Origin of the sequence: Halopseudomonas yangmingensis, assembly GCF_900114825.1 — a bacterium.
Taxonomy (GTDB): domain Bacteria; phylum Pseudomonadota; class Gammaproteobacteria; order Pseudomonadales; family Pseudomonadaceae; genus Halopseudomonas; species Halopseudomonas yangmingensis.
In genome coordinates this window covers 151,031-168,739 of sequence record NZ_FOUI01000006.1, presented here as the reverse complement: position 1 = coordinate 168,739, position 17,709 = coordinate 151,031, and the positions used below count along the sequence as shown (strand labels likewise).

General features: G+C 57.2%; 7 protein-coding genes and 4 pseudogenes. 2 read left to right on the top strand and 9 right to left on the bottom strand.

Annotation, left to right across the window (positions count from 1 at the left end; translation table 11 throughout):
• A pseudogene (locus BMZ23_RS15050) lies at window positions 1–365 on the top strand (hypothetical protein); the annotation flags it as partial.
• Between the two features lie 13 nt (window positions 366–378).
• On the opposite strand, the gene BMZ23_RS07950 reads toward BMZ23_RS15050, so the two are convergent.
• From BMZ23_RS07950 to BMZ23_RS15375, 3 genes and pseudogenes are all read right to left on the bottom strand, one after another.
• Entirely contained in the window at window positions 379–1,056 is a 678-nt protein-coding gene (locus BMZ23_RS07950) for a hemagglutinin repeat-containing protein (protein WP_093475145.1), read from the bottom strand.
• A 177-nt stretch (window positions 1,057–1,233) separates the two neighbouring features.
• Entirely contained in the window at window positions 1,234–3,489 is a 2,256-nt protein-coding gene (locus BMZ23_RS07945) for a DUF637 domain-containing protein (protein ID WP_245748153.1), read from the bottom strand.
• Between the two features lie 3 nt (window positions 3,490–3,492).
• Window positions 3,493–3,993: pseudogene (locus tag BMZ23_RS15375) on the bottom strand (hemagglutinin repeat-containing protein); the annotation flags it as partial.
• A gap of 199 nt (window positions 3,994–4,192) precedes the next feature.
• On the opposite strand from BMZ23_RS15375, the gene BMZ23_RS07940 reads away from it, so the two are divergent.
• On the top strand, window positions 4,193–4,879 hold the full coding sequence (locus BMZ23_RS07940) for a nitroreductase (protein WP_093475139.1): 687 nt from the start codon (window positions 4,193–4,195) through the stop codon (window positions 4,877–4,879).
• 77 nt (window positions 4,880–4,956) lie between these two features.
• On the opposite strand, the gene BMZ23_RS07935 is transcribed toward BMZ23_RS07940, so the two are convergent.
• The 6 genes and pseudogenes from BMZ23_RS07935 to BMZ23_RS07920 all read right to left on the bottom strand — a co-directional run bounded on the left by BMZ23_RS07935 (window position 4,957) and on the right by BMZ23_RS07920 (window position 17,684).
• The gene (locus BMZ23_RS07935) at window positions 4,957–6,132 is read right to left on the bottom strand and encodes a hypothetical protein (RefSeq protein WP_093475136.1); all 1,176 of its coding nucleotides are present in this window, start codon (window positions 6,130–6,132) and stop codon (window positions 4,957–4,959) included.
• Complete coding sequence (locus BMZ23_RS07930) at window positions 6,129–13,208, bottom strand: hemagglutinin repeat-containing protein (protein ID WP_425431676.1); 7,080 nt, start codon at window positions 13,206–13,208, stop codon at window positions 6,129–6,131. The genes BMZ23_RS07935 and BMZ23_RS07930 overlap by 4 nt, the downstream gene beginning before the upstream one ends.
• Window positions 13,209–13,229: 21 nt before the next feature.
• Window positions 13,230–14,018: pseudogene (locus BMZ23_RS15370) on the bottom strand (hypothetical protein); the annotation flags it as partial.
• Window positions 14,019–14,330: 312 nt separating this feature from the next.
• Window positions 14,331–15,212: pseudogene (locus BMZ23_RS15365) on the bottom strand (filamentous hemagglutinin N-terminal domain-containing protein); the annotation flags it as partial.
• A 23-nt stretch (window positions 15,213–15,235) separates the two neighbouring features.
• The gene (locus tag BMZ23_RS07925; protein ID WP_093475130.1) at window positions 15,236–16,912 is read right to left on the bottom strand and encodes a ShlB/FhaC/HecB family hemolysin secretion/activation protein; all 1,677 of its coding nucleotides are present in this window, start codon (window positions 16,910–16,912) and stop codon (window positions 15,236–15,238) included.
• Entirely contained in the window at window positions 16,833–17,684 is an 852-nt protein-coding gene (locus BMZ23_RS07920) for an alpha/beta fold hydrolase (RefSeq protein WP_218143578.1), read from the bottom strand. The genes BMZ23_RS07925 and BMZ23_RS07920 overlap by 80 nt, the downstream gene beginning before the upstream one ends.
• Between the last annotated feature and the right edge of the window lie 25 nt (window positions 17,685–17,709).

Genomic DNA, 17,709 nt, shown 5'->3' with positions numbered 1-17,709 from the left:
CCGACATGGTTACGAAAGAAATTCTGATGTATCTCATTACTTACAACGCGATCAGGCTGCTGATGAACAACGCAGGCAGGTCAGCTAATCTCGCTAGACGTCAAATCAGTTTCAAGGCGAGCGTGCAAGCCCTGAGGCAATGGGAGCCAGCGCTGAGTCGGCAAGATGTGGGTACCAGAGAAAGGCGTCGGTTGATGGCTGCGCTGTATGAGGCGATTATCGGAAATCTCCTTATAGAACGACCCGGACGACACGAGCCCCGATGCGTGAAACGAAGGCCAAAGCCATATGGCTTATTGACGACGCACAGACATGAAATGACCGAGGCCCCTCATCGCTACCGCTATCGTGCAAAAGCAGCTTAACTTAGTGCCATTCTCATCTGACCCCGATTTCTGCCGATTTCTGGATAATCAGCTCACCCTGGGCCCGCATCTGCGTCTGGATCAGGGTCTCGTCGGTGTTGCCTTTGCCCTTAGCGCTTTGCCACGCCCAGTTGCTGCTGCTCTTTTCGTGGCTCTCCTGGTGCAGATCCTTGACGCCTTCGAAGTCGATGCCGCCGCCGCTGGTGAGGGTCAGGTCTTCGCCGCTTTGCAGGTTGGCAGCCTGGCAGGTCTGGTCAGCGCCGCTGATCAGCGCCAGGTCACCGCCGGTGGTGATCTCAGTGCCCTGCTGGGTGATGCGGGTGACCTGGTCGCTGCGGAAGGATTTACGGCCGAACGAGCCCTTTTTCTTTTTCTCGTAGAAGCTGTAGTCGAGGTCTTCGGCAGACAGCAGGGCCAGTTGACCACCCGCCACCAGCCAGGCCTCTTGCGCCGCATCGATACTGCTGGCAGCGACAATCAGATCCTGCCCTGCCCTGAGTTGGGCGTCGACACCTGCTTGCAGCACGCTGCCCATATTGACCAGATTGCCACCAGCCCGCATGTGGAGATCGTTGGCCGCTTCGATATGCGCAGCGCTGTCCAGGATAGTGCCGGACTCCTGTGAGTTATTCCACAGGCCGCCAGGCGCCAGCAAAATAGCCCGGATCTGGACATGACAGTTTCCAGACATCGCCAGAGGCGACACATCTGAACAGGCGGTCCCTCCACTTATCGGTGACGTTGTCACCTACACCGCATAGTTCTTCGCAAACTCCGTCAGCCACCTGACTTTCTATCCATGCAATAAAGTCCTGATGCTCACGAGGCGACCGAAAACCTATAATTTCCTCCCAGCCACAACAGTTTCTCATTTTTTTATCCAGTTTGGATCCAATGGATTTATTTCCTTATCAAAGTAGAGTTGATTACCACCTCCAACCAATCCTCTCTGCGGCGCTGCGGCCCCTTCAAACAAACGAGTACCTGACGGAACTTCCATCTCTATGACTCGCGTAGCGGTATTACCCCAGACTGGATCGAGGGCACTATCGATAATAGACTGCACAGGGCCAGCCGGCTGAGTTCTCGTCCAGTATCCTCCTTCTGGATTACCATCATCACTAATCACCCGGTAAAGAATAACTGGCTCTGTAGTTATAATCTCTCGATAACTTCCTCCACGAAATGTTTTTGCTATGTCATCCGACAGCGGCCCCTTATTCATCGGGCCGTATAGCTCAACAAAACTGCCCCCCCTTTCTATCCTCTCCAGAATCAACGCCCGGGCAGAAAGTGCACCCGCAGGAGACGCGCCCAACCCAAGGCCAATCCCCAGCTCTGTCGAAGACACCGCATTGCGCCGGATAACCTCTTCCCCACCACCCTGCATGATATGCAGCGTATCCAGATAGCCCTTGTAACTCAGGTCTTCCGGCAAATTCTTGACCGCATCCCAGGCTGCCAACAGATCGTCCATGGCGCAGCTCGGGCACATCACCGCACCAGCAGCCCAGACTACCGCGTCAACCGGCGCGCCAACCACATTGCCAAATCCTTCCTGACTGCCTTCGCCCTTGGCATTCATCACTTCATGGAAGTACTCAGGATTGGTTCGATAGGCCAGAGGGTCGACCAGAGCTATATCGCGCACCAAGGCTTCAACAGCCTCACGGCTGTGAAGCATTTCCTTGAGGCCCAGCCGTTCGTTGTAATATTCCTGTTCTGTCACCTGGAACAGGTCATTGCGCGATACAAGCAATTCTGCCTGCAAGAAGTACAGTGCATCAGCGCTCAGCGCCCCGGCTTCATCCAGTGATACCGTCCAACCATGATCGACCATGGCAGCCGCAGCTCTAAGCAGCTCCTGCCGCGCCTGATCCGTCGAAACCCCCTGCTGTTCTGCATACCGCTGTACACGCTCCTCATCAGAGGCATAGCGAATTTCATCAATATGCAACTGCCTGTTATACGCCGTGGCATTCTTTGCCAGCTCCGCGGCCTTGGCATAATCACCCCCGGTGACTGTGGCGGCGGCGATGCCGATCAACTGCGACACCGCCAGTTCCAGCGACTTGTCACCCTTGATAACACCCGACAGTTGCTCAATCAGCGCTTCATTGGCGCCGGCCGCCAGGGCTCCGGTTGTGAAGTCGCCGCCCGTGGCTTCGCTGAGCATGCCGCCCACCAGGGCATGCAGAGCAATTTTCCCTGCACTGCCATCCTCCAGATTGGTGGCTTGCGCGTAATCTCCCACGGCATTGAATACACTGGCTTGCAGCAGGTGCTGCAACTGGCTGGTCAGGGACGCCTGCAGGTTTTCCTCAAGGCTGCCCCCAAGCAGGGCAGTTTGCGCCATCGCCTGGGCACCGCCCTGCGCCCCAAGGTAGGCACCAAACTGCATCAGTTCGGCGGGCTTGCTCAGATCAAAGCCCTTGGTGACGTGGTTGATGTTGTCGCCGGTAACACCAAAGGCCTGATCCAGCACACCGGTGGTGAAGCCGGCGGTCACGCCTGACACGACATAGCCTTTCAAGGCATCGCTGGAGGTGATGTCCTTCAGTACTGCGCCGATATCGCCGCGGTTATTGATCGTGCTGATCGCGGCGCCACTGGCGGCCGAGGTTATAGCCGCTGTAGCTGCGACATTAGCCCAGCCCGCCGCAGTTGTGGCGGTGGCCGTAGCCCATGCGGTTCCAGCCGTGGCTGTAGCCCCTGCGCCGCCTGCCATGCCCGCGACCATGCCGCTCGCCGCACCCGCAGTAAAATAAGCCACCACAATGGCAACAACCATGGCCGCCGGACCACTCAGCCCGGAGTGGCTGTAGCTAAAGCTGTCGTGAATTTCCTTGACCAGCCGCCAGTCAACATCGCCACGCTGCTCCAGCTCTTTCATCCACATCAGGTCGGGCTGTGCGGCGACCATGGCATCGATGGTCTGACTGATGCTGTGCTGGTTGATCTCGCGAATATCAATCTGCAGCCCTTCCACCGCCCGGATAACCATCTCACCCTGCGCCTGCATCTGCGTCTGGATCAGCGTTTCGTCGGTGTTGCCCTTGCCCTTGGCGCTTTGCCAGGCCCAGCTGCTCTTGCTCTTTTCGTGGCTTTCCTGATGCAGGTCCATCACCCCTTCAAAGGCGATGCTGCCGCCACTGCTGAGGGTCAGGTCTTCGCCGCTTTGCAGGTTCGCCGCCTGGTAGGTCTGGTCGCCGCCGCTGATCAGCGCCAGATCGCCTCCGCTGGTGATGTCGGTCCCTTGCTGGGTAACCCGGGTGACCTGGTCGCTGCGGAAGGATTTACGGCCGAACGAGCCCTTTTCCTTTTTCTCGTAAAAGCTGTGATCCAGGTCTTTCGCTGCCAGCAGGGCCAGCTGGTTGCCGGCAATCAGGTAGGCTTGCTGGGTGGCTTCGATGCGGCTGGCGACGGCGACCAGATCACTGCCGGCAATCAGGCTGATGTCGCCGCCCGACAGGAGCTCGGCACCCTGTTGCTCGATAATGCTGTCTTCGCGGGTGATCTTCTTGTCGCTGCGCCGGTAGCGGTATTCGCTATGTTCCTGATTGGCAGCGGAGGTGATGATCAGGTTGCCATCGGCCTGCAGGGCCAGGTCAGCAGAAATAACTTTCATCTGACCCCGGTTTCTCTGAATCACCGGGGTTTAAGGGCCACCCCACACCGCGAAAACCGCACCGATTTAAGGGCCAACACCGGCCAGAGGGTCAAGTCCTTCGCCAGCGGCCCGACCGCTGGCAACGGTAGCCAAGAAGTAGCAGGAAGAAAGCAGCTCGATAGCAGAGAGATAGCAAGAGACCAAGGGGAAATCAACAGTGAATTACCAGGACGTGGTGTTTGGTCGTCGCAGTATTCGCGCATTCAAGCAGCAGGCGGTTCCGCGCAAAGTGCTTGAAGAGGTCATCGAAATGGCCGCCCGGGCACCCTCCTCCATGAATACCCAGCCCTGGCATCTGCATGTGCTGACTGGCGAGCCGCTGGACCGGATACGCGCCGAGAATACCAAGCGCATGCTCAATGGCGTACCACCGTCCAAGGAGAGCCGTGGCATTGGTAGCTATGAAGGTGCGCACCGGCAGCGTCAGGTGGAGATTGCCGTGCAGCTCTTTGAGGCCATGGGCATTGCCCGTGACGACAAGGAAAAGCGTCAGGACTGGATTTTGCGCGGCTTTCGGCAGTTTGATGCGCCCGTGTCGATTGTGGTGACCTATGACCGCGTGCTGCAGGACGGCGACATCGCCCAATTCGATTGCGGCGCGCTGGTCAATGGCCTGGTGAATGCAGCCTGGTCCCACGGCCTGGGGTGCGTGGTCAACAGTCAGGGCATCATGCATTCCCCGGTAGTGCGCAAACATACCGGCATTCCAGACGATCAGGTGATCATGATCTGTGTGGCCCTGGGTTACCCCGATGAGGACTTTCCGGCCAATGCGGTGGTGTCCAAGCGCCGTCCGGTGAATGAGGTGGCTCGTTTTGTTGGCTTTAATGAGGGTGGGGCATAAGTAAACCCATGGCGGTCAAGGCCTTGACCGCGGTGGGAAGCAAAAGGCAAGACTTCAAGCTTCGGGGCAGACCGCCTCTACTCAATCGCAATCCGCAGCCCTGGCGGCATCCCGCCCGAGCCTAGATGCACATCGATCACCCGGCCCAGCAACGGGTCGTTGCGGATACCGAAACCATAGCGGTCATTGTATGAAGGCGGCACGCGGTACCAGTCACCCGCATAAGGGCCGGTCGCCCTGTAGGACTCTACCAGCCCCTTACGATCCGCTGTAAAGGTCTGAACCCTGATCTCAGGTCGCACGCCTGGCGCGGGCAGCAAGGACATAAGACGAGCCTCCAATTCAGCAAACTGCTCCGGGCTCAGTCGGCGCAGTGACTCCTCGCCATCCGCCCGACCAATCAAGCGGCCGCCAGGTTTGAACAACTCGCCCCAGCTCCCTACACCAACCGGGTCAGGTACCTCATAGCCACACTCGCGCAAGAAACGCACTGATCGACGCCGGTCAGGACGATCGCCCATTCTCAACGCCTTTTTCTCATCGAAGTTGGCTTTAAGGGCTGAACAAAATTCAGCCTTTTCACCGGCCCAGAAGGCCAAACGCTCAGCCGGTACAGGGTGGATCTGCAAACTGGTCAGCACCGGCTCGATCATCTCTCTATCAAGATTCGTTGGGGTGTAGCCGTAAGGTAGATTTTCATTGGCCTTTATATGGATAGGAAAGCTTGAGCCACTGACGGACTCCCAGCAGGTGTACTCGAGTATCCGGCGCAGAAAAATGCCAGTATCAGCTTCCGAGTAAAAGCGCGCACAACGCCCGCCCGACCAGTCAACCCAACTGGCCGTCACCAGCGCGGCAATCTCCCTGCGCTCACTCAGATAGTCGCTGTAATCCTCAAAAAAACCTTCGGGGGATAAAAAGTACTCCCTGCGCAGCCCTGCAAAAAAGGACATGGAATGGACGCCGCCCACTGACATCTGCGATTCATTAGCTATAACGCCAGGAATTACCACATTGAGACGATCAGATCGCAGATCATAGCTATAGTCCGGCCAGTTTCGGCAAGGCGCCTGCTTGAACAAGGGTGGCAATTCGAAACTGATACGCTGCATATCGGTAATGCGCTGCTGAGCTTTTTCACACAAAGGGTAGAAAACACTCCCCCTTTCCACTACGCCATATTCCATTTTATGGCTCGCACAGCCTCCCAGAAAAACCAACGCTATAAAAGCGGCGAACAGAGACCTGTTCATTCCAGTCTCCCAGCATTTCCTTGGCTATCAATCAAAGTCGGTTTGATTACTATCTCGCGAACCTGTGAATTCACGCTACCGGGTACTGGGAGGCCGCAGGTTACGCAGGAGTAATTGCTATGCGGACTGCCTTCGCCAAACAGACTGGTTATAGTAAACAATGCGCCAAGCGTACGAGCCAGCGGATCATCCGAATATTGCGCATTACCGCCTAAATACAGGGGCAGATCCGAAACCGTATCGGTCTTGGGTAAAAGGCCGAAGAACACTGTCTCATCCGGGCGATTAACCTGGAACACCCTATTTTCTTCATCCTTAAAGCCTGCCTTATCCGCATCTCTATGAAATTGCATCGCATCAATTGGCGCCCCCGAAAGCTGGATAGTATTAAGCGAAACATCTATGCGCCCATCCTGAGAAAAATCCAAGCCTTTGATAGCTACCCAGGTCAACACAGCACCCTGACTATGCCCATAAATATGCAGCGTATTGGGGCCTGCATCCAAGGCGCTCCGATACAGGCTATTGAGATTTCTTGCAGTCCCTGACAGAACCGCCCCCTGCATATTGTTATCAAACATTGTCTCAATCGCATCACCTATCAACCCATGCGTCGGGTTGTAGGCCAGTACAAAACTGAACTCACCGTTGTTGTGACCTGTTTGCATCAAACCATTGACCACAGCTTCTTCCATGCTGTTCATGATGCCGTTGGTAAAAATCTTGTCTACTTCTTCGCTAAAGCCTGTGAAATATTCCACTGTCGCGCCGTCCTCAAGCACCGGTTTCCCTTCAACCAGTACCAACTGACCGTCTTCATCTGTCTTGAACGTTCCCGTTACACGCATTGGCCGCAAGTCGCCTGTTACCATTACCGGTAATTGAGTTATCAGCCCGCCATGGTTCGCTACGCCCGGGAAAACGCCTAAAGACAATGTTGCAGTATCCATGGCATCCATGGCATCTACCAAGAGTGCTGGCGCCCAGGCCAGCGCTGCAACCAACTGGTTATGCTCTGCTTCCGATTGTGCCGCAGTTTTTAATATCTCCAGATTGGTGAAAGCCTCGACTGAGTGACGACCATAGTTCTCAGCATTTTCCTGCCAGGTTCTCATCGTCTCCCGCGGACTGGCAACGGCTTCCACCGAGGACTTGGTCACATAAAGATCAGTGCGCTCTTCCTCATCCTTTGTAATCTCAAAGGCCCTGCTTACATCCCTGTTCAGTCCAGCGGTGGAGTCCTCGCCGGTTCCTGCATCGTTGCGTACAAGGACTTCACCTTCACCAACAGTGGCGCGGACGATTTGCTCACGGTCCCTTGTATATTCGTGGCCTTCCAGACTCCACCCACTGACACCTTCATCGCCCTTACCTACCTGGCTTGAATCCTGCTGGGTGCTTCCATTGGAAAGGCCATAGGAGCCGCCTATGTTGAGGTAATAAGAATCCTCTTTATCCCGGCCGTGAATGTCACTGAACCCGAGCGTACCGGTATCCAATTTGAGGTTACCTGTGTCAGACGCGATCAATGCAGCATCAAGCTGGGTGTGGTTTTCCGTACGAATATCCATTTGATCTGCTGAAGTGATGCTGGTCTGTTGTTGTACCCAGTTTGTCTCACCGCTGGAGCGACCCGCACCCACCGCACCGCTGACACTTGAACCAGGGCCTATAACTACCGTGGCACTCAGATCGAACTCCTCACCGCTTACACTACCGGTATCAACTACGGAGCTGACCAGCAAATCACGACCAACACGGCCTGTCACATTCTCACCGCGAAGTTGCGCGCCAGCTATGACGGTATCACGGCCGCTGCTGAAATTGAGCTGGTTTCCGGCATACAGGTAGGCCTCCTGATGCTGGATACCCTCCCTCTGCTGGTTACCTATACCAACGTTTACATTGAAGTAGACGCCAACACCCTCGGAGCCCAGCGCCAAACCAACACCGCCACCCGCGCTCCGTCTATCACTATCGCTGCTGCTTGATGTCTGTGATGCACGAATTTCGATGTCATTACCGGCCCTTAAATCAATGTTGTTGCTTGCCTGGGCCTGGGTGCTGATCAGGCTCAGATTATTGCTTGCTTCCAGATTGATGTTGCGCCCCGCGTTCAAATGGGTTGCTGAAATCGTGCCCTCTGTACCCTCTCCATCGGAAACACCTCGATTACCACCGATGCCTGCTTTAATACCTCCACTGGTGCCGCCATGAACGCCCCCCCAGCTCTGGCTCTGCTGATAGCTATCGCTATAACTGCCTTGAGCTGTGCCGAGAGTCACATCCTGGCCTTTAAGGCTGATATCACGCCCGGCGTCGAGATAGGAACCATTAACACTCAAATCATTGTTCGCGGTTAAGGTGAGATTATTCCCTGCGCCCAAAGTGGATGATCGATTTGTCTCAGCCGTATACTGCTGAGAAAAACTTGCACTGGAACTGCCCAATCTAACGTCAGATGAGGGGCCAGCGAAGAACTGGCTAGTACTATCTACGGCTCTTAAGATGCTTGACCCTTGGCTTGCACTGTTATCACCGCTCCCCGCGTTGCCGAGCGCATCCTTGGTTTGACCGAAGTTATGATTCACACTTACCCCGAGTCCCTGCCGTGACTCCGAATAATGCTGTTCCTGTGAGAGCGTATCTTGAGCAGCATCAATCTTGATATTGCGCCCGGCTTGAAGGTCCACGTCACGTGATCCAAACACGCCTGACCCAACCTGATTGATAGCCCGCCCTGCATCAATCATCACATCCTGCCCGGCCACAACCTGACTACCCGCCGCCGTGCTGGTGGTTTGCAGTTGGCGAGACTGCTCGGATTCCTTGCCCGCAAAGACGCTGACTGAGTTATCGTCGCTTGCCCAGCTCAGGCCCACTTGGCTTTTTTGCTCCCAGGCTCGGTCTCCGCTTTGGTTATTGGCCGCAAGAATAGTCACGTCACGACCCGCATCCAGCGAGACGTTTCGACCGGCGGCAATACGACTGCCTTCAAGATTGATATCGCGTTCTGCAACCAGCAGGGCATCTTGTTCAGCCAGTACCTGACTGCCTACAGCGGTACTGCTGATTGCCTCATCGCCTGCCTTGCGTGCGGATGCAACCGAAATGCTGCTGCCCGAACTGGAAAGCCCAACCTTGCTGCGATAGGACTCACGCAGACTGTAGGCCTGGTCCTGAGCGGAGACCAGATTGATGTCCCCGATTTCGGTAATCAGGCCTGCGCGAATCTCCGAGTCGTTGCCTGCAGTCAGGTTACTGGCCCGCAACCGCACATCGTTGCCCGCCAGTACCAGCACATCATTATCAGCCTGCAGTTCGCTGGCAACCTGGGTCGCCTGTGTCCGCAATTCACTTCTGCCGCTCCTGGACAAACCGAGGAAACCGGAATCGCTTTTCTTGGAATAACTGCCATGTTCCTCAACACCGGACAAGACAGTGACGTTGCCAAGCGCTCCAACCGCCAGGTCCTCACCTGCAGTAAGCTGACTGCCAATGATAGTGACGTTTTGCCCACCTTCGAGAATGACCCTGCCCTGATCTTCCAGACTGACATTCACCAGCAGATTACCGCCAGCCTCGACCTGGGTTGCGACGTTGGTGCTGGTATAGCTTTCAGATTGGCGGGCAGAACTGCGGCCGAAGGATTTCTTTTCCTGCTTCATGTAGTAGGACGATTGCTCGTCCAACCCGGACAACAGGTTGATGTCACCGTCAGCATACAGACCAACATCACCTGCAGCCTGAATGCGGCTGGCTACCAGTGTCATATCTTGTCCAGAGGCCACAACAACATCACCTCCCGCCAACACCTCAGCACCCTGCTGCTCAACCAGGCTGTTCTCGCGGGTGACTTTCTTGTCACTGCGGCGGTAGCGATAAACGTTGTGCTGTTCGTTGGCTGCGCTGATGAGTGTGACATCGCCTGCGGCATTCAAGCTTGCGTCGCCGCCGACGTCGATGCGGCTGGCAATCACGGCCAGATCGTTACCCGCCTGCGCCTGCAGATCCCCGCCAACCGTCACTTCACTGCCGTGCTGGGTGGTCTGGCTGCTTTCCCAGTGGTGACGGCGATCCTTGCGCAGCGAGCTGCTGGTTTCTTCAACCGCGCCTATCACCAGATCCTGTCCGGCGCTGAGGCGGGCATCCCCGTCGGCCTGTAGTACGGCACCCTGATTGATCAGGTTGCCACCCGCGTGCATGTCCAGGTCATTGGTGGCTTCAATGCGCGCGGCATTGTCCAGCACCGTACCACTGTCGCTGGCGCTGCCGCCTATTCCACGAAGCAGACTGGATATGCCGGCCAGTGCTTTGATGCCAGACAGCCCAGCCGGCTGACTGCTGCTTTCATAGTAGGTTGCTGTGCGCTCATTGATGATATCGCCGCCCGCGTTCAGGGACACATCCCGGCCCGTGATGATGCCGCCCTGGGCATTGCGAATGCTGTCCTGGGCAATCAACTGGACGCGTTCATGCGCCTGCAGCAAGCCGCTGTTGTCAATGTTCTCGGCGATGATCCCGAGATTGGCAGCGGCCCGCAGGGTGCCCTGGTTGCGCAGGTCAGCGCCACTGATCAGCACTACATCCTGGCCCTGCAGCAAGGCGCCGCTGGGGGCCAACCTGCCTTCAGCCTGGGCAAGATAGAGTACCGGCACCAGCACCCGCTCGCCCATCACCTCATGCTCTTCCAGCCAGACAATGTCGTGGGTCAGGGCGGCCACCTGCTCGGCTGTCAGGGTGACACCAAGGGTCAGGCCAAGGGCATCCTTGCTGGCCAGCGCATTGTCCATCAGGTAGCGATACATCGCCTCATCACTGGTCAACCCAGCCAGGTAGCGCGCACCGGTTCGTGCTGTGACCGCCTGACGGATCAGGTGCTGTTCATAGAGTCCGTCGCCCAGACGCTTGAGCGTCTGATTCGGATCAAGACCAAGCTGACCCAGCAGGTACTCCGAACCAAGGAACTGACCCAAATTGGTCAGGGCCGGGTTGGTTTCGATCAAATACCGATGGCCGCCAGGCGTTGGGGCATTGACGCTGCCCGGCAGCACTGGGCCAGGCGCACTGCCGGCGGGGGTTTGCACCAGGCGGAACAGCCCTTGCTGGCCACTTGGCAAACTGAAGGCAGGCAACCCAAGCGGGTTTACCTGTTGCTGCTGCAGGTCCGGCGGTAGTTGTGCATTGACCTGTACCTTGATGATGTCCTGCAGGGCTGCAGCAATGTCATTGCGCGTAGGATCATCATGCCAGGCTGGCAGGTCATTGCCGACAACCCGGCTGTTTTCGAGTTGCTGCCGGGCTTCAATGATCAGGTTGCCGCCGGCCTGAATGACCGCCGGGGCGTTGGCATCAAGTGGCGTGACTATGGAAACGTCGCTGACTTCGCGATAGCGAGCCAGGGCCTCGAGCGGCAGCTGCTTGGGTAGCGCGGCGAGGTTGTAGGGGTTGATGTAGTCCCTGCGGAATCGCGAATCAGTTCCATCCGTGGTGCGCCCGGTGTTCCAGGTGCGTGTGCGTTCGGTGCGGGCACCAACTGCACCAAGGTTCTGCAAATTGTCTGCCTGAATCAGCAGGTCGCCACTGGCGGACAGGGTGCTGAACCGGTTGGCAATATCGGTTGCCTGAATACTCAGCTGGCCACCACTGTGCAGCAAGGCTGCTGGCGAGTCCTCGAGCACCCGGCTCTCGAATACTTCGCGGCCAATATAGTCAACATTGTGATGATCACCGCTGCAGTCATAGCAACGAACTGTCATCGCACCCTCAAGCTGCACCTGCTCCTCTCGAAAGACCTCCTTGCGGTTGTTCAACTGATCAACATTCAACTGCATGTTGCCGGCCGATTCGATAGTGCCTGAAATATTATCCAGTTGCTGAGCCCGCCGGGCCGGATCCTGTCCGGTCAGGCGCAGCCCTGCCAGGCTGTAGATATCCGCGTCATGGTTGGCCAACTGGTCAATTTGCAGGAACATGTTATTCCCACTGAAAACCAGCCCAAGGTGGTTATAGAGTTTGGCGCTGGTTATCTGCAGTTGATCAGCGGCGCCGAGCACCCCCAGATTGGCAATATCCGTCGCCTCAACCTGGAGATCCCCCATGGCGGTCAGTTGCCCGGAGTTGCTGAGCTGTCCATCCACTGACACGGATACGTCGCTGCCGCCCAGTATCCCGCCAATGTCCTCATTACCCAGCTCAAGCCCAAGACTGCCCGCATGCAAATCCAGTTGGCCGACACTGGCCAGTGTGCCGTAGCTGCCGTAATGCCCGGTCAGATGTAGATCAAGGGTGCCATCACTGGCCATAAAACCATGGTTGGTCCAGTCCTGCCCGGTTCCGGCAAGTTGCTGCTCAGCAAGAATCTGGCTGGTAACCGTTTGGCTGAGCCTGTCGACATCCAGGTTGATGCGCTTGGCGTGGATCAGGCTGCCTTGCTGCAAGGCCTGCGGATCCTGCTCGATAGCATCCAGCAGCGCCAGAAGCTCCTGCTTGCGGGTTACCCCGGTATCCCCCAGAAAGGGCTCCAGCCCCTGGGCTATGGCATCCGCAACAAACCCATCCCAATTGGTCTGGATCATCTGCCGATAAAAGTCTATCCACTCCTGCTGGCTATAGGTGCTGTCCATGCTGGTGAACAGCTCCAGCAGGCTGTCGTTGTTATTCAGCTGTTCGGCATTGATGCTCAGCAACTCTCGGGCGAATAAGGCGCCGTGCATATTGCTGAGCCGTTGCGTGTCGACCTGAAGATTGCCATTGACCGCCGCTATGTGCCCAAGATCGTTATTCAGCGTCTCGGCGACTTGCAGAGTGACATCATCCGCCTGCACCACGCCGGTGAGGTTGCTGAACAGGCGACTGACACTGCTGACCATCCCTTTCAGGCTGGTAATCACACCACCCTGGTTGCTTATTCGGTCTGCATTGACCTCAAGCAGGCCATCGCCGGCCAGCAGCAATCCATCGGTGTTATCCAGGCTGCCATCCAGCCCCAGCACCAGCGCGCCACTGGTGGCCTGGACTGTTCCCTGATGATTGAGCAGTTCGCCCGCATTGAGAGTCAGGCCTGCGTCGGCCAGAAGTACGCCACCACGATTGTCCAGTTGGTTCTGGACTCGTAATACGGCATTGCCCTGCGCATAGAGCACGCCATCGGCATTATCAAGCTGGTCCGCGCGCAGCGTGATATCGCCCTGGCTGACAAGCTGTCCCTGGCTGGTGTTGTCGAGACTGCCGACTTCCAGATCAAGCAAACCGCTACTGGCGAGCATGCCTTGGCGGTTATCCAGCTGACTCGACACCTTGGCTTGCAAGGTATTACCCGCACTCAGATCGCCATCGCGATTGTCCAGTTCCGCCGCCTGCAACTTCAGGTCGTGACTGGCCACGAGGGTGCCGTTACGGTTGTCGATATCGTTGCCAATCTGCAATTCAAGGCTGCCACTGGCAACCACAACGCCGTCTTCACTGTTGTCCAGTTGCCCGGCGCGTACCTGCATGTCAGTCGTGCTGATCAAAGCTCCCTGATCATGGTTAGCCAGCCGGCCAGTGACGTTCAGTGCCATTGCGCCCTGGCTAGAGAGTGTTCCCAGGTTGCTGTTGTCCAGCCGGGTGGCGCTGACGTTCAGCTGCTGGGCGGCACCAATCTGGCCGCCCCGGTTGTCCAGCTTGTCGGCCTGGACATCTACCTGTGCATTGCTGACGATCAGCCCTTCGCGGTTGTCAAACGCATCGACAACAACCAATCGCGCATCCTGACCGGCACTGACCAGGCCTTCCGCATTGCTTGCTGCTGTTGCCTGCAGGCTCAGTCCTGCCTCGGATATCAATTGCCCGTCATGGTTATCCAGCTGTTCGGTGGTAATCCGTAATGCCGAGACAGAGGCCATGGTGGCACTGCGGTTGTCCAGCGTCTGCGTTTCAACATCCAGCGTGCCAGAGGCCATCATCAGCCCGGCATTGCCAAGGTGTTGCGTTTTAATTTCCATGTCCGCCTGCGGCTGGCGACTGCCGTCCAGGGCGATGCCGGTCTCGATCACTCCATGGTTGTACAGCTGGTCAGCCTGAACAAGCAGTCCAGCGCCACTGACAAGACTTCCCGTGACATTAACTTGTTCGCTGGCATGCAGTTCTGCCTTGCCCTCGGCATACCCCTGAGCCAGGTTGATAGCCTGCCCACTCAGATGCAGATCGCCCAGGGTGGCCAGGCGGCCAAGACTCAACTGGCCATTGGCATCGATGTGCATATCGCCTGCGCTGGCGGCCATATCGCCGGCCAACCGCACGCCCACACCATGCTCGGTTCCCACCAGGCGAATGCTGCCTGCATACATGCCGCCAAGTGCCGAACTATCAACAGCCAACAACGGCTTGTCGCTACCATCTGCAGCCTTGGGTGTCGCAACCAGCGTGTCAGCATCCACCTCGTTGCGTCCGGCAACGACGTTCAACTGGTTGGCGTGCAGTTCTGCATTGATTTTGGCACTGCGGGTAATCAGGTCGAACTGATCAACGTTGGTGGCATTGATTCCAGCGCCATCAATGACAATCTCGCCCTGATCCACATCAAAACGGCGCAACTGCCCATCTTCAATGACGGGTTTACCGGTACTCAAAACAGCACGGGGGGTATTGATGAAGCCGCAACCGTCACAGGTTATGCCGTGGGGGTTGGCCACGATCACACCGGCACGCTGCCCGGCAACCTCGGTATAGCCTTTGAGTTGACTGGGGTTGCTGCCTGTCACCTCATTCAGAATAAGCCCTGCGGCACTGCCAGCCAGGTTCGGGTTGGCGTGGATATACCCCCCCAGCTGCGTAGCCTGAACATCTCTGGCATTGTTGAGAATCAGGCCTTGCTGACCTACGTTGTATTCAATGAAGCGGTTGTGCGACAAACCACCGGCGTTTGGCGTGGCAATATTGATCACCGGTACACCGTTTCCGGCCTGCCCCAAGCCTGTATTACCTGCGGCTGCGCCATCTACAGCCAGATCCGCCGCCAGGCTGACCAGCGGGTTGAGCGTCAGTACACCAATCAACAGGGTGGCGATGTTCTTGAACAGGGGGCTGTGCACATCCATGGTCTTCATTCCTTGGTCACAAATCAGAAAAACAGGTCAAAACGGAAGTAAACCGGGCTTTCACCACGGTCAATCACATCCGGTCGCGACAGGGATCGGGCCAGAGTGACACTGGCCGCTGCATGTCGTCCTCGGGCTGAGAATTCCAAAGCATTGCCACTCATGCGACCATGCTGGCTGGCGTTGTAGCGGGTTCCGCTGATAGCGCCGATGTCATAACCCAGGGCAATACCCAGCTCGTGCAGCCATGGGTTGCTGACGGCCTTGCGCCAGCGCAGGTTGCTACGCCAATAGAAGCCGCTGTCACCGCTCAACGACTGATCCTTGAACCCCCTTATTGAGGCAAGACCACCCAAGCTAATGCGCTGCGGCCCGAACAGCACATCATCACTGTGCTGCCCACTGACCAGACTATCCAGACTGAATTGCTGATTACCCAGGGTGAATGGCTGTAGATAACTGGCCGTCAGGCTGTATTTGTCGTAACGGGCAACCGGCTGGCTACCCTGTGGACTGCCATTCGTTTGGGCATCAAAGGCCCCGATGCCCCGTTGCCAGCCAAAATCGATATTGGCGAAGGCGTTGCCTATTCTGCGCCCATGGTTAGCACCCAGCTGAAACTCACTGAGTCGATGACTCGAGCTGCCAAGCAATACATTTTCCAGATAATTGCGTGTGCGTAAGTGCCCCAGTCCCAACTTGACTGCCGTTTTGCCCAGACTGTCCCGGTGCAGGACTCGCTCGGCATCAAGCTGATGGCGCTTGCTCTCACCGTTACTGTGATACGTCAGGCCTGCCGTGCTGGCCCGGGTACGGTAGTAACTCTGGCTGTAGCTGTATCCCAGGTTCCACCAGCCGAATGGAATGCCATAGTTCAGGCTCTGGCTTGCGGAATGCCGCCAATGATCACTGACGGCATCCTTGTTTGCGCGCAAGCGCAACTGATCTGCCAGTCCCAGCGGGCTGTCCCAGTCCAGACCGACGCCCCACTGTTGTTCGCCGGTGCTCTGCTGACCGTCATTGTGCCGGGCAAGCGATGCCCGCCAGGCCTTGCTGCGCTGCCCTTGCAGGCGTACCCGGCTGCCTCCGGGCTGTTCGCCCGGCAACAATTCAAGCTGGACCTGGCGGGACGGCAAACGTCCCAGTTGATCTACCAGTTGCTCAAGCTCACGGAGACTCAGAAGCGCACCTTCCCGTCCGGGAAAGCTCATGCCCAGCTCTCTGTCAGTGGCCAGTTCAGAACTGTCGAGACCCTCAAGGTATCCTTCAATAACCAGCACTTCGAGGTCGCCGTCACTGATATCCTGCTGTGGCAGGTAGGCGCGCGAGGTCACATAGCCACGATCCAGATAAAAGCCTGTAATCGTCTTGAGCACGTTGTTCAGGTCGGCGCTGCCAAGGCAGCGACCGACAAAGGGGGCCAGCAATCTGTCCTGATCTTCCTGGGCTATCAGACTGGCGCCGGTCAGGCTGATACGCTGAATATCAAAGCAACGCGCCTCAGCCTCACTTTCCTGTAATGGCAGGGCCGGCGACTCGCCGGGCAGTTGTTGCAATTCTTGCAATCGCCGCCTTTGCTCCTCCAGCACGCGCTCCTGACGCTCTCGTATCAGGTCCCTGTCACCGGGCAACGCCTGGGCATGCACCTGAATAGTGCTGAAGCACAGCAGACATCCCGCTATCAATACTGGTCGGATCATTTCCCTTTCCTGGTCCCAAAAGCGCACAGATATAGGCTGTGCAACAATCATGTCGAGCGCCCTCAAGCAGCATTACCCGGGCACCCGGAATATCCCTGGCCACCTGCTGAAATGCGGAGGCAGGCACCTGTGCATCATCCTGTCCGAACAACAGATAACGCCTTGTATCGCCGCGCCACTGATTCAGCTGCGCGGGGTTGATTGAGCCAACCAGGCGGCCATAGCCATGCAAGTCAGCCCAGCGGTCAATGTCCAGCGGCGCAGCCATGGCTATAACCCTGTGTGCGCTCGGCATGCGCTCCGCCAGCAGCAACGCCAGCACCCCTCCCCCGGAATGGCCAACCAGCGTGACCCTGCTCACCTGCGGCTGGCTCTCCAGCCAGGCTGACAAGGCTGTTTGCATCGCCGCGACCACCGTCTCGGAATAGCGAAGGTAGGTCCACAGCAGTGGATTACATGGCTTCTCAATGCGCGGCTGGTGGTAACAGGGGCGCCCCAGATACAGTGATGGACCCTGTGTCTGCAGCATCCAGTCCAGCATCGGGGTTTTCTGCGGCGTCGGGTTTTCGGCAATGACTTGCCCGCCAGCACGCCAGGGGCGGCCATCACCTTCAATAAATACCCAGGCTTCCTCACCGGCTCCGGAACGCTCAACCGCCTGCAGGACAAAGTCGCCGGCCGGCAATGTCAGGGCGACAGCGCCGGTAACGTCATCGTCTATTCGTTGCGCAAGGGATTGCGTACCACTGGCACAACCGAGCATGACAAGCATGCCGATTGCAACAATGCTGCGAGTC